Origin of the sequence: Arthrobacter tumbae (assembly GCF_016907495.1) — a bacterium.
Taxonomy (GTDB): domain Bacteria; phylum Actinomycetota; class Actinomycetes; order Actinomycetales; family Micrococcaceae; genus Arthrobacter_D; species Arthrobacter_D tumbae.
Map to the genome: position 1 here is coordinate 3,661,247 of NZ_JAFBCC010000001.1, position 12,826 is coordinate 3,674,072.

The window sequence follows — 12,826 nt, forward strand, 5'->3', positions numbered from 1 at the left end:
CAGCGGGGTTTTCCTGGTGGGTCCTACCGGGATCGAACCGATGACATCCACGGTGTAAACGTGGCGCTCTACCAGCTGAGCTAAAGACCCTTGATGCGGCGGGGCTGAACTGACCTGCCCTCCACCACGAGGAATCACTGTACCGGATTGACGCTCCGCAATGCCAATCAGCGTGCCGCTGATCCGTCGTCGTGAGTTGCAACGCCAGGCAAGGCGTCCGCGAGGTACGCCAGGGATTCGGAGACTCCCAGTTCAAGCTTCAATGACGCGAAATCGTCGCCGCGGGTTGCACCCCGATTGATGATGACGACGGGCTTGGCGTGCTTGGCCGAGTGGCGCACGAATCGGAGACCGCTCATCACTGTCAGTGACGAACCGGCAACCAGAAGAGCACCGGCTTCATCCACCATTGCATATGCCCGCTCCACGCGGTCCTTGGGCACGTTTTCACCGAAGTAGACGAAATCGGGTTTCAGCATGCCGCCGCACACGGGGCAGGGTGCGATGGTGAAATCGGAGGTGTCGTCAACATCGGCATCGGCATCCGGTGCCACGTCACCGGCGTTGCCGGTGCGCTCGAGGTAACCGGGGTTGAGCTGCTCAAGGAGGCTCGCGATGTCCTGGCGGCTGAACAATGTACGACAGCTCAGACACACCACGCGATCATACGTTCCGTGTAAATCCACCACCTTCGTGCTGCCCGCCGCTGAGTGGAGCCGGTCCACGTTCTGCGTGATCAGCCCGGTCAGGAGACCGCGCTGCTCCATCAGCGCCACTGCGCGGTGGCCGTCATTCGGGTCGGCCCGACGGAGGTGGTGCCAGCCAATATGGTTACGTGCCCAATAGCGCCGTCTCAGCGCGTCATCACCGATGAACTGCTGGTACGTCATAGGATTCCGTGGAATGGAATTCGGTCCGCGGTAATCCGGGATTCCGGAATCCGTGCTCAAGCCTGCGCCGGTCAGCACGGCCAGGCGCAGATGCCCAAGCAGTTCAGCCGCGTTCCGCAGGCTCGTCACCTGCTGCCCCGTCAGTGAGCTCGCAGCGGCAGGGTCACTTCGGGCGAATCCGGTTGTTCCGAACCCGGGAAGCGACGATGCATGCGGCAGCGGTGAAGACGTCATCGCGGAGATGCCGCAGTTTGTCCCGGAAGGTCCAGGAGAGCCGCACGGTAGCCCTCAAAGGGCCGGCGCTGCCCCAGCGGGGCATCCACGCGGGAGGTGAGGATCCCGGCTGGATCAATGAAAAAGGTGCTTCTACGCGCGTGCCCGTTGGACGAATCCAGCACACCGTACCGTTCAGCCACTGCACCGTGTGGCCAAAAGTCCGAGAGGAGGTCGAACCTATACCCCCTCTGCTCTGCGTACGTGCGGAGGGCGTACCTGTGATCGATCGACATGGCCAGCACTCTCGCGCTGCGGCTCCGGAACTCCTGCAGGTTCTGCTGCAGTTCGTCCAGCTCACCAGTGCAGACGCGGGAGAACGCGAACGGATAAAACACCAGCACGACGGCGGTGCCGCGAAGCGCGTTCAGGTTGATCAGCTCCCCGTGCTGATTGGGCAGTTCAAACCCTGGGGCCGGGTCACCGGGCGCTGACAGGTTGGTCACCTACTGCTTGCGACGGGCCACAAGCCGGGTTGCCGCCCAGTCCCGGGACACCCCGGCTGAAGACGTAGCGTGAAGTCCGGCAGTAGGCGCTGCCTCCTGAATCTCCGACGGCGGGACATATCCGTCCCTGCCCGATTTCGGTGTAAGCAGCCAGACGACGCCGCCCTCGTCCAGGGACGTCAGTGAATCCACCAGCGCATCCACCAGATCGCCGTCGTCGGCACGCCACCACAGGACTACACCATCTACAACATCCTGGTCGTCCTCGGTCAGGAGTTCCGATCCAATCTCATCTTCCAGATTGGCACGGAAGTCGAAATCAACATCCTCGTCGTACCCAAGTTCCTGAACAAGGTCGCCGTCCTTGAAACCCAGTTTGTCCGCCACGCTTCCTGCTGTGGCGGCTTCGGCCTCGCTCACTTTTTTCCTTCCGAAAGGCTGCGAATGTTCCTGTGATTGTCCCGGTGGTGCCTCTGACCCCGGACCCACGTTACGTTGCTATGCATTATTACCAGCCAACACCCTTAAGCGCCACGCTTCAACCCGCGCTTCCACCCGGTCAGCACGACGACGACGGCCCGGCTGCCCCCGCACGCGCCTACCTTTGAGTGAAACCGGCACTCAAACACTGGAATGTGTTGTTCGGTGAAGGCGTAACCTGGCCTGGCTGGTACCTGTTCAGCTACGCATCAAACACCCTGCAGGGCTAGAGTGTCACAGTGAATCCATAGGTCCGGCGAACGCCGATCGGATTCTGACCGCTTCGATGAGCAACGGCCCGAAGCACGAAGTCGTAGACGTCGCAGACATAATCTGCGGATTGGGAGGGTTTGGCATGGTTGCTGATCAGGGGATTGTGGGTTCGGGTGTTGGTGGGGATTCGGATCCGGAGGAGACGGCTGAGTGGATTGAGTCGTTTGATCAACTGATTGATCAGCGCGGTTCCGATCGGGCCCGTGATGTTTTGGGTCGTTTGCTGGCTCGTGCTGGTGGCCGGTCGGTGGGTCTTCCTCCTGTGGTGACGACTGATTATGTGAATACCATTCCGGTGGATGAGGAGCCTGAGTTCCCGGGGGATGAGGAGATCGAGCGGAAGTTCCGGGCGTGGATGCGGTGGAACGCTGCGGTGATGGTGCACCGGGCGCAGCGCCCGGAGATCGGTGTGGGCGGCCATATTTCCACGTACGCGGGGGCGGCGACCCTGTATGAGGTGGGCTTCAATCATTTTTTCAAGGGCAAGGACCACCCCTCGGGTGGGGATCAGGTGTTCTTCCAGGGCCACGCGTCACCGGGCATGTACGCCAGGGCGTACCTGGAGGGCCGGTTGACTGAGGAGGATCTGGACGGGTTCCGGCAGGAGAAGTCCAAGGCCGGTCATGCGTTGTCTTCGTATCCGCATCCGCGGTTGATGCCGGAGTTCTGGGAGTTCCCGACGGTGTCGATGGGGATCGGGCCGATGAACGCGATTTATCAGGCGCAGTCCAACCGGTATCTGCAGAACCGTGGGTTGAAGGACACGTCCGGGCAGCAGGTGTGGGCGTTCCTCGGGGACGGGGAGATGGATGAGCCGGAATCGCGTGGCCTGTTGCAGTTGGCGGCGAATGAGAATTTGGACAACCTGAACTTTGTGATCAACTGCAACCTGCAGCGCCTGGACGGGCCGGTGCGCGGTAACGGCAAGATTATGCAGGAACTCGAGGCGTTCTTCCGCGGTGCGGGGTGGAACGTGATCAAGGTGGTGTGGGGCCGGGAGTGGGATGACCTGCTCGCCAAGGACACCGGCGGGGATCTGGTGACGATCATGAATGAGACCCTCGACGGGGATTACCAGACCTATAAGGCGGAGTCCGGTGGGTTCGTGCGGGATCATTTCTTCGGGAAGACCCCGGCCACGAAGGATCTGGTGGCGGATATGACCGATGACCAGGTGTGGGGGCTCAAGCGTGGCGGGCATGATTACCGGAAGGTGTACGCGGCGTACAAGGCTGCCACCGAATTCAAGGGCAAACCGACCGTCATCCTCGCCAAAACGGTGAAGGGTTACGGGCTGGGCACCCACTTCGAGGGCCGCAACGCGACCCACCAGATGAAGAAACTCACCAACGCTGACCTCAAGGCGTTCCGGGACCACCTCCGCATCCCCATCACCGACGAGCAGATCGACGAAGACCTCTACAACGCGCCCTACTACCACCCGGGCCAGGACTCCCCCGAAATTCAGTACCTCCACGAACGCCGCAAGGCACTCGGCGGCTACCTTCCGGAGCGGCGTACCAATCATGCCGAGGTTGTCCTTCCCGGCGATAAGGCCTACGAGGTTGCCAAACGCGGGTCCGGGAAGCAGCAGGCGGCCACCACCATGGCCTTCGTCCGGCTGCTGAAGGACCTCATGCGGGACAAGGAATTCGGGAAGCGCATTGTTCCGATCATCCCGGACGAGGCACGCACGTTCGGTATGGACTCGTTCTTCCCGACGGCGAAGATCTATAACCCGAAAGGGCAGAACTACCTCTCCGTGGACCGTGACCTGGTCCTGGCCTATAAGGAATCGATTCAGGGCCAGATTCTCCACGCAGGCATCAACGAGGCAGGATCTGTCGCGGCGTTCACCGCTGCCGGAACCGCCTATGCCACTCAGGGTGAACCGTTGATCCCGATCTACGTGTTCTACTCGATGTTCGGATTCCAGCGCACCGGCGACTCCTACTGGGCAGCCGGTGACCAGATGACCCGTGGCTTCATCATCGGAGCCACCGCCGGCCGCACCACCCTCACCGGCGAAGGCCTCCAGCACGCCGACGGACACTCACCCATCCTCGCCTCCACCAACCCAGCCGTAGTCACCTACGACCCCGCCTACGGGTACGAGATCGGGCATATCGTCCAGGACGGCCTCCAGCGGATGTATGGAGACGGCGACGCAGTGTCCGGGTCCGACCCGAATGTCATGTACTACATCACCGTCTACAACGAGCCCATTCTCCAGCCCGTTGAGCCGGAGAACCTCGATGTGGACGGTCTGCTTCGCGGTGTGTACAAGGTCAAGGACGGTCATTCGGCGGAGAACTCTCAGAAGTCGCAGATTCTGGCGTCCGGTGTGGCCGTCCCCTGGGCACTCGAGGCACAGCAGATTCTTGCCGAAGAGTGGAATGTGTCCGCCGACGTGTGGTCCGTGACCTCGTGGACCGAGCTGCGACGCGACGCACTCGCCGCCGAGGAGGAAGCATTCCTCAACCCCGGCGCCGAGCCCCGCGTGCCCTTCGTCACCCAGCAGCTGGGCGATGCACCGGGACCGATCGTCGCCGTCACCGACTATATGAAGGCCGTTCCGGACCAGATCCGCCAGTTCCTGCCGCAGGATTTCGCCACGCTCGGCGCCGACGGGTTCGGCTTCTCCGACACACGCGCCGCAGCCAGGCGGTACTTCAAGATCGACTCCCACTCCGTCGTCGTACGCACGCTCGAACTCCTCGCCAAGCGGGGAGAGGTCGACGCCGACGCACCACGCCAAGCGATCGAGAAGTACTCACTCCTCGACGTCAACGCGGGGACGACGGGTAACGCGGGCGGCGATTCCTGACTCCGGACCGTTACAGCAGGATCCGCCGGCCCATGTGAGTCGGCGGGTCCTGCTCGCACTTTAAGCCGTTCTTTGTAGCCTTCGTACAAAATGGAGCCTTGAGCAGCGGCGCCGTATGCTCGTTTCATGGCATCGCCCACTCCGCCGCGCGGAACATCCCTGCCCGTTCCCGATCCGACGACGGTGGACCGGCTCCGGACACAGATCGGCGCCCTTTCGACCGCCACGCTGAAGCAGCTGGATTCCTCCCTGCCCTGGTACCGGAACCTGCGTCCCGACGAGCGGTCCGCGCTTGGTCTGGTGGCCCAAAAGGGCATCGCATCGTTTGTCAACTGGTACCAGAAACCGGTCTCCCCTGCATGGGTCCTCAGCGACGTCTTCGGGACTGCGCCGACCGAACTCACACGTTCGATCAGTCTCCAGAAGGCACTCCAGCTCATTCGCGTCGTCGTGCAGGTCGTGGAGGATCAAGTTCCTGACCTCGCCGCCGACGCCGACCAGTGGCCGCTGAGAGAGGCGGTGCTCAGATACTCCCGTGAGGTTGCTTTCGCTGCAGCGGACGTCTACGCCCGAGCGGCTGAGACCCGCGGCTCATGGGATACGCGGCTTGAAGCGCTGGTGGTGGACGCCATCCTGCGGGGAGAAAGCTCCGATGCCCTGCGGTCCCGGATCGCAGCGGTGGGCTGGAAGTCCCAGGCGCCAATCACCGTCATGGTGGGCAGTTCTCCCGCTGAACCGAACGCGATGTTCCTCAATGAACTGCGCCGCACGACAGGCCGGCTGGCAGAGGACACCCTGGTGGGTATACAGGGTGACCGCCTCATCCTCGTCCTCGGGGGCGTCCAGGACCGCGATAGTTCCTATGCCAAACTAAGCGAGCTGTTCGGACCGGGCCCGGTGGTCTATGGCCCGGAATCAGCGTCCCTCGTCGCTGCCAGTGGGTCCGCGCAGGCCGCATTCGCGGGGCTGACGGCCGCGCGGGCGTGGCCGTCAGCCCCCCGTCCGGTTGCTGCCGATGATCTGTGGCCGGAACGCGTCATCTCCGGCGACGAAACTGCCCGCAAGGCGCTGCTGCGAAACATCTACCGCCCTCTCGCCAGTGCCCAGAACGGTCTCGAGGAGACGCTTTCCGCGTACATCGCCCTCGGTCATTCGCTGGAAGCCACCTCTCGCGAACTTTTCGTACATGCCAACACCGTCCGCTACCGTTTACGGCGTGTGTGCGACATCACCGGGTGGGATCCACTGCTTCCCCGCGAGGCGTTTGTTCTCCAGACTGCCCTTGTCATCGGCCGTCTCTCGCCACCGCCCAGAGGTACGCCGGAGCGTCCGTCGACACGGATGGATCGGACGGCTTCGTTGTAGACTTCCTACAAAGTGGCTACGGGAGCTTCGTGCACCCGAACACCCTGCTTCTGACCGCCCATTTGGAAAGCTTGATACGTGCTTGCAATTCTCTGCCCTGGACAAGGCTCCCAGTCCCCCGGATTCCTGAATCCCTGGCTCGACCTTCCAGGCGTCCGCGAGCATCTGGCGGCTCTGAGTGAATCCGACGGCGTTGACCTGATTCGGCACGGCACGGTGTCCGACGAAGAGACCATCCGGGACACCGCAGTTGCGCAACCGCTCATTGTTGCTGCCGGCTTAATGGCTGCCCGTGTGCTCCTTGGTGATACGCCGCTCACCTCTGCCACAGTCGTGGCCGGCCACTCGGTGGGCGAACTGACCGCCTCAGCTGTTGCGGGCGCCCTGACCGAGCGGGACGCAGTCGCCCTGGTGCGCACGCGTGCGCAAGCAATGGCCGCGGCAGCGGCCGCTACGCCGACCGGCATGAGTGCAGTTCTGGGCGGGGATCCGTCCGATGTCGCTGCGGCCCTGGAACGGCACGGGTTAACCGCCGCCAACGCCAACGGCGGCGGCCAGACCGTGGCGGCCGGTACACTCGAGCAGTTGGCTGCCCTCGCCGCGGATCCGCCCCCGAAAGCGCGCGTTATCCCATTGAAAGTGGCGGGCGCTTTCCATACGCGCCACATGGCTCCCGCAGTGGAATCCCTTGAAGCTCTTCGACCCTCACTTTCGCCGACGGCTCCCCTGGCCACGCTGCTTTCCAACTACGACGGCGAACCAGTCGCCTCCGGGGAACTGAATCTTGATAGCCTGATCGCGCAGATCTCCCGGCCCGTCCGGTGGGACCTGTGCATGCAGCGGCTGCAGGACATGGGTGTTTCGGGAGTGCTTGAGCTTCCGCCTGCGGGTACCCTGACAGGGCTGGCGAAGCGCGGGATGCGCGGGACAGCCAGCCTCGCAGTCAAAACGCCCGAGGACCTGAGCACCGCGCGGGACTTCATGGAAGAACACTCCCGCACCGCTCCCCCGGCGGACGCCCCCATCGCAAAAGGAAACGCGTGACAACACCTACCCTCAAACAGTCCACACTGCGCGAGCACACCCGCATCCACGGCCTGGGCATCTACCGGCCAGAGGTGATTGTCACCAATGAGGACATTTGCCAGTGGATCGATTCGTCCGACGAATGGATCCGTCAACGAACCGGAATTGTCACCCGGCACCGCGCTGACAAGGACACCAGTGTCATCGACATGGGAGAAGCAGCAGCGCGGGCCGCCCTCGCAGACGCAGGGATCGAAGCCTCGCAGCTGGGCGCCGTGCTGGTCTCGACCGTCACCCACCCGTATGCCACCCCGTCCGCGGCCGCGCAACTGGCTGATCGTCTTGGCGCTACACCTGCGCCGGCTTATGACATCTCGGCTGCCTGCGCAGGTTACTGCTACGGCATCGCCCAGGCCGATGCCCTGGTGCACGCAGGAACCGCCGAGTTCGTTTTGGTGGTCGGTGTGGAGAAGCTCTCCGATTTCATCGACAACACGGAACGCACCATTTCCTTCCTGCTTGGGGATGGAGCCGGTGCCGTTGTCATTGGTCCCTCGGACTCGCCTGGTATCGGCCCTTCCGTATGGGGTTCGGACGGCAGCAAACACGAGTCGATCCGCATGACTCATTCGCTGCTCGATGTGCGTGAACTTTCCCTTGCAGCGCTCTCGGAAGGCCCCGAAGCGCTCGCAGCCGCCGCGGAATCGGCTATCTGGCCCACCATGCGCCAGGACGGCCCGACCGTATTCCGGTGGGCGGTCTGGGAGATGGCGAAGGTTGCGCAACAAGCGCTCGACGCCGCCGGCATCCGGGCCGAGGACCTCGTTGCCTTTCTTCCGCATCAGGCCAACATCCGCATCATTGATGAGATGGTGAAACAGTTGAATCTGCCTGAGCACGTTGCTGTCGCTCGGGACATCGTCGACGCCGGCAACACGTCCGCTGCCTCGATTCCCCTCGCTATGCACCGGCTGCTGTCCGAGAACCCGCACCTGAGCGGAGGGCTTGCCCTCCAGATCGGTTTCGGGGCCGGGCTGGTCTTCGGCGCCCAGGTGGTTGTCCTCCCATAGTTTTCCACTTCAGCCCGCAGCCCGCGGTCTGATCGAAACGATCCGGTATACACCGGACACAGAGAAAAGGAGCCATCATGGCTAGCAACGAAGAAATCCTTGCAGGACTGGCAGAAATCGTTAATGAAGAGACCGGTCTCGCGCCCGAGTCCGTGGAGACGGACAAGTCCTTCACGGACGATCTGGACATCGATTCCATCTCCATGATGACCATCGTTGTCAACGCCGAGGAGAAGTTCGGCGTGCGCATTCCGGACGAGGAAGTCAAGAACCTCAAGACCGTTGGCGATGCAGTGGACTTCATCGCCAACGCCCAGTCCTAGCGGCGTGCGGCGATGGCTTTATGACCTCGTCATCGCCGCCTCATGAGGCACACCTTCCGCACGGAAACACCGACGCATCGAAAGAGTGAAGCATGGCACGCAAAGTAGTCATCACCGGCTTGGGCGCCACAACACCCATCGGCGGCGATGTTCCCACCATGTGGGCAAACGCATTGAAGGGCGTCTCCGGCGCGCGCACCATCGAGGCCGACTGGGTCGCGGAGTATGAGCTGCCGGTCACTTTCGCGGCCCAGGTTTCAACTCCGGCCAGCGAGGTTCTTTCCCGCGTCGAGGCCAAGCGTATGGATCCCTCCACCCAGTTCGCGGTAGTTGCTGCCCGTGAGGCGTGGCGCGATTCCGGGATCGAAGAGGTCGACCACGACCGCTTCGCTGTGGCTTTCGCTACCGGAATCGGCGGCGTGTGGACGCTGTTGGATGCCTGGGACACCCTACGGGCCAAAGGTCCGCGAAGGGTCCTGCCGATGACGGTTCCCATGCTCATGCCCAACGGCCCTGCAGCTGCCGTCAGTCTCGATCTCGGAGCTCGGGCCGGCGCGCACACTCCCGTGTCTGCGTGCGCATCCGGAACCGAAGCGCTCCATCAGGGACTTGAACTGATCCGGTCCGGCAAGGCTGACGTGGTCATGTGCGGCGGTGCGGAGGCAGCGATTCACCCAATGCCGATTGCGGCGTTTGCATCCATGCAGGCTCTGTCCCGTCGCAACGATGATCCCGAGCATGCCTCCCGCCCGTACGATGTGGACCGCGACGGCTTTGTGATGGGTGAGGGCGCGGGCGCATTGCTGCTCGAGGCGGAGGAGCATGCCCTGGCGCGCGGCGCACGGATCTACGGCGAGCTGGCAGGAACATCCGTAACTGCGGACGCCTACCACATCACCGCACCGGATCCCGGGGGGTTGGGCGCTACCCGCGCTTTGAAGGCAGCAATGTTCGATGCGCGTGTCCAGCCGTCCGACATCGTGCACGTCAACGCTCATGCAACATCCACGCCGGTCGGTGACCAGCCGGAATATGTAGCATTGAAGACCGCCCTGGGTAATCAGGTGGAATCGGTCGCCGTTTCGGCCACCAAGTCGCAGACCGGGCATTTGCTTGGTGCGTCGGGCGCTGTTGAAGCCGTCATGACTGTGCTCGCCGTCTACGAGCGTAGGGCACCGGTCACCATCAACCTTGAGAACCAGGACCCGCAGATCCCGCTCGACGTGGTCACCTCCGCACGTGATCTGCCCGCCGGGGATGTCGTGGCTCTCAGCAACTCCTTTGGTTTCGGCGGCCACAATGCGGTCATCGTGGTGAAGAACGTCTAGCCTGCAGGAAGTTACACGAACAAGGAATGCGGCCCGGATACCAGTTGGTACCCGGGCCGCATTTTTTGTGGTGCTGCGAATTTTGTGGTGAAGCGAATCCAGCTAGCCGACCTGATGCAGCCAGCGCACGGGAGCGCCCTCTCCTGCATGCCGGAATGGTTCCAGTTCCTCATCCCATGATTCACCCAGCGCGAGGGATAGTTCATGGTAGACGGCCGCCGGATCGCCGGCCCCAGCCTCGTAGGCGTATCTGATGCGATCCTCGGTGACCATGACGTTGCCGTGGACATCCGTGGTCGCGTGGAAAATGCCCAACTCCGGGGTATGCGACCAGCGACCGCCGTCAGCGCCGGCACTCTGCTCCTCAGTTACCTCGTACCGCAGGTGCGCCCAGCCCCGCAGCGCAGACGCCAACTTGGCTCCGGCCCCTTGCACGGCAACCCATGAAAGTTCTGCGCGGAACATTCCGGGCGCGGCAGGCTGCGGGGACCACTGCAGGTCCACGCGCTGGTCGATGACCGAGCCGACGGCCCACTCGATATGAGGGCACAGCGCAGAAGGGGCTGAGTGTATATACAAAACACCGCGCGCCATCACAACAGACATTCCATCCTCCATAGCTGTAGGTACGTCTTCCCCAACGACCTTCAGTTTCGGGTGGCACTGTCTGAGTTGCAGTTCGGCGGTGACGCTCTCAGTGAGGTTCCACTGATGCCTCAGTCCACAAATATTCAAACTACGCTCATTCTGCCTCATGAACGCGAAACGCGCCACTGTAATTACTCCCGCGACATTTGCCGCACGCCACCGGCACCAGCGCCAGCCGATTACGCGCGTGGATGCGCCTGCTCGTAACTTCGGCGAAGCCGGTCTACTGAAACGTGGGTATACAGCTGAGTGGTTGCCAGGCTTTGGTGCCCGAGGAGTTCCTGCACTGCCCGCAGATCCGCTCCGCCGTCCAACAGGTGGGTAGCGGCCGTATGGCGGAGGGCGTGCGGGCCTCGGGCACCGGTTCCATCGACCGCCGCAAGCAGTCTTTCCACGATTGACCGAGCCTGACGTTGGTCCAGGCGACGCCCTCTCGGTCCGAGGAAGAGCGCGGCGCCGCTCGCAGGTCCGACCCAACGCTTCCTTCCGCGGGTCAGCCAGTCATTCAGTGCGTGAGCTGCCGGCACGCCGTACGGCACCGTGCGCTCCTTGTTGCCCTTGCCAAGCACACGAACGGTGCGCCGTTCGTGGTCCAGGTCGTCGATGTCCAGTCCGACCATTTCACCGACCCTGATGCCGGACCCATAAAGCAGCTCAAGCACCGCACGCGAGCGTAGTGCTGCGGGGTCGCCTCCAAGCGCGGCCTTCTGAGTGGATGCCAACAAGGGCCTTAACTGGGTTTCTGACAGGACGTCAGGGAGTCCGTTCTGCCGGCGAGGAGCTTTCAGCCGGAGAGAAGGGTTGTCGCGCAAACAGCCCTCACGGGTGGCCCACGCAAGAAAATTGCGAACCGTTGCTGCACGCCGGGCGATGGTTGCCCGGGAGAGCCCTTGCTGATCAAGGGAACCAAGCCATGCGCGCAGGCAGCTCAAATCCACTTCTGCGAGATCTGCAATACTTCGCGAGGCCGCGAATGATGCAAAATCCTCAAGGTCTCCCCGGTAGGCACGCACGGTGTGGAGTGAACGGCTCCGTTCACGGGACAGGTAGCGGATGAATCCCTCCGCTTCGCGGGCAAATGGAGGCGGAAACCCATCCCCCGGGGATCCACTCATGGCCTCACTCCCCGCTCTGCCTGTGATTGTGATGTACGCAATCGATACCTGAGGTACGCAGTCCAGTCTGCGCCAGTACGTGTTCTCTCTCAAGGAGGCGCACCGCCGCACCCTGCAATTGCCCAGTACAGCCGAGCGGCGGCGCTAGGTTCACCTCGAGTCCGCTACATGCGCGCCGACCGTTCAGGCGGCGGCTCCGGCTGTTACCGCCGCCTCGAGTTCGAGCAACGCACGCTTGACGGCGACACCGGCTGCGTACCCGGTGATTGCTCCGCCCGCGCCCACTACACGGTGTCCCGGGATGATGAGCGATAACGGATTAGCGCGCACAGCTGCCCCGACAGCCCGTCCCATCAATACATTGCCCAGGCCTTCCGCTATGTCCTTGTAGGTGCGGGTTTCCCCGTACGGAATGTCAGCGACCGCTTCCCAAACGGTGCGCTGGAAGTCCGTCCCGGCCGGCGGGTCATACGGCACAGGGTCAGCAACGGCCCCACTGAAGTACCCACGGAGCCAGTCACCCGTCCTACGGAACACCTCGGCTGCGGCTTCCTCATCGAAGGCCGGTGGCTCACCCTGCGCATCCTCGACGGAAGGAATCTGCTGAGAGTCTGCCTCGATGGGTAATCCCAGAAGAACGGGAGAGGGCTCCGGCGAGTGGTACTCGTGGTAGACCCCAACAAGCTTCTCGTTCCGGGCCACGAGAACCAGTCCCCCAATCGGGCTGTCGATGATCGTGAAAGTATTCATGGTTGTTCCTCT

General features: G+C 62.8%; 12 protein-coding genes and 1 tRNA gene. 6 read left to right on the forward strand and 7 right to left on the reverse strand.

Annotated elements, in window-relative coordinates; genetic code table 11:
* Nucleotides 1–14: 14 nt before the first annotated feature.
* From JOD47_RS17250 to JOD47_RS17265, 4 genes are all read right to left on the reverse strand, one after another.
* A tRNA-Val gene (locus JOD47_RS17250) sits at nt 15–90 on the reverse strand.
* 77 nt (nt 91–167) lie between these two features.
* A complete protein-coding gene (locus tag JOD47_RS17255) occupies nt 168–1,124 on the reverse strand; it encodes an NAD-dependent protein deacetylase (RefSeq protein ID WP_204536218.1) in 957 nt (318 codons plus the stop codon).
* Entirely contained in the window at nt 1,121–1,609 is a 489-nt protein-coding gene (locus JOD47_RS17260; RefSeq protein WP_307836375.1) for a peroxiredoxin, read from the reverse strand. Before JOD47_RS17260 ends, JOD47_RS17255 begins: the two co-directional genes overlap by 4 nt.
* Nucleotides 1,610–2,029: a DUF3052 domain-containing protein gene (locus tag JOD47_RS17265; RefSeq protein ID WP_204536220.1), complete on the reverse strand. Its 420-nt coding sequence runs from the start codon at nt 2,027–2,029 to the stop codon at nt 1,610–1,612.
* 415 nt (nt 2,030–2,444) lie between these two features.
* Here JOD47_RS17265 and aceE point away from each other — a divergent pair, with 415 nt between their 5' ends.
* From aceE to fabF, 6 genes are all read left to right on the forward strand, one after another.
* Nucleotides 2,445–5,189 (forward strand): pyruvate dehydrogenase (acetyl-transferring), homodimeric type, encoded by a 2,745-nt coding sequence (gene aceE / locus JOD47_RS17270; protein WP_204536221.1) that lies wholly within the window; start codon nt 2,445–2,447, stop codon nt 5,187–5,189.
* A 126-nt stretch (nt 5,190–5,315) separates the two neighbouring features.
* Nucleotides 5,316–6,554 (forward strand): PucR family transcriptional regulator, encoded by a 1,239-nt coding sequence (locus tag JOD47_RS17275; protein ID WP_204536223.1) that lies wholly within the window; start codon nt 5,316–5,318, stop codon nt 6,552–6,554.
* Between the two features lie 78 nt (nt 6,555–6,632).
* A complete protein-coding gene (locus JOD47_RS17280; RefSeq protein ID WP_204536225.1) occupies nt 6,633–7,598 on the forward strand; it encodes an ACP S-malonyltransferase in 966 nt (321 codons plus the stop codon).
* Complete coding sequence (locus JOD47_RS17285) at nt 7,595–8,650, forward strand: beta-ketoacyl-ACP synthase III (protein WP_204536227.1); 1,056 nt, start codon at nt 7,595–7,597, stop codon at nt 8,648–8,650. Before JOD47_RS17280 ends, JOD47_RS17285 begins: the two co-directional genes overlap by 4 nt.
* A gap of 77 nt (nt 8,651–8,727) precedes the next feature.
* The gene (locus JOD47_RS17290; protein ID WP_204536229.1) at nt 8,728–8,973 is read left to right on the forward strand and encodes an acyl carrier protein; all 246 of its coding nucleotides are present in this window, start codon (nt 8,728–8,730) and stop codon (nt 8,971–8,973) included.
* Between the two features lie 92 nt (nt 8,974–9,065).
* On the forward strand, nt 9,066–10,301 hold the full coding sequence (fabF, locus tag JOD47_RS17295; protein WP_204536231.1) for a beta-ketoacyl-ACP synthase II: 1,236 nt from the start codon (nt 9,066–9,068) through the stop codon (nt 10,299–10,301).
* A gap of 102 nt (nt 10,302–10,403) precedes the next feature.
* Here the strand turns inward: fabF and JOD47_RS17300 are convergent, their stop codons facing one another.
* From JOD47_RS17300 to JOD47_RS17310, 3 genes are all read right to left on the reverse strand, one after another.
* Entirely contained in the window at nt 10,404–10,907 is a 504-nt protein-coding gene (locus JOD47_RS17300; protein WP_204536234.1) for a DUF3145 domain-containing protein, read from the reverse strand.
* Between the two features lie 221 nt (nt 10,908–11,128).
* Nucleotides 11,129–12,064, reverse strand: a complete 936-nt coding sequence (locus JOD47_RS17305) for a tyrosine recombinase XerC (RefSeq protein ID WP_204536236.1) — start codon at nt 12,062–12,064, stop codon at nt 11,129–11,131.
* Nucleotides 12,065–12,247: 183 nt separating this feature from the next.
* Nucleotides 12,248–12,814, reverse strand: coding sequence for a methylated-DNA--[protein]-cysteine S-methyltransferase (locus JOD47_RS17310; RefSeq protein WP_204536238.1), 567 nt, complete (start codon nt 12,812–12,814; stop codon nt 12,248–12,250).
* Between the last annotated feature and the right edge of the window lie 12 nt (nt 12,815–12,826).

Excerpts from the sequence above, each read along its gene's own strand:
- JOD47_RS17255 (WP_204536218.1), bottom strand. The coding sequence starts at position 1,124 with ATGACGTCTTCACCGCTGCCGCATGCATCGTCGCTTCCCGGGTTCGGA.
- aceE (WP_204536221.1), top strand. The coding sequence starts at position 2,445 with ATGGTTGCTGATCAGGGGATTGTGGGTTCGGGTGTTGGTGGGGATTCG.
- JOD47_RS17275 (WP_204536223.1), top strand. The coding sequence starts at position 5,316 with ATGGCATCGCCCACTCCGCCGCGCGGAACATCCCTGCCCGTTCCCGAT.
- JOD47_RS17290 (WP_204536229.1), top strand. The coding sequence starts at position 8,728 with ATGGCTAGCAACGAAGAAATCCTTGCAGGACTGGCAGAAATCGTTAAT.
- fabF (WP_204536231.1), top strand. The coding sequence starts at position 9,066 with ATGGCACGCAAAGTAGTCATCACCGGCTTGGGCGCCACAACACCCATC.
- JOD47_RS17300 (WP_204536234.1), bottom strand. The coding sequence starts at position 10,907 with ATGTCTGTTGTGATGGCGCGCGGTGTTTTGTATATACACTCAGCCCCT.
- JOD47_RS17305 (WP_204536236.1), bottom strand. The coding sequence starts at position 12,064 with ATGAGTGGATCCCCGGGGGATGGGTTTCCGCCTCCATTTGCCCGCGAA.
- JOD47_RS17310 (WP_204536238.1), bottom strand. The coding sequence starts at position 12,814 with ATGAATACTTTCACGATCATCGACAGCCCGATTGGGGGACTGGTTCTC.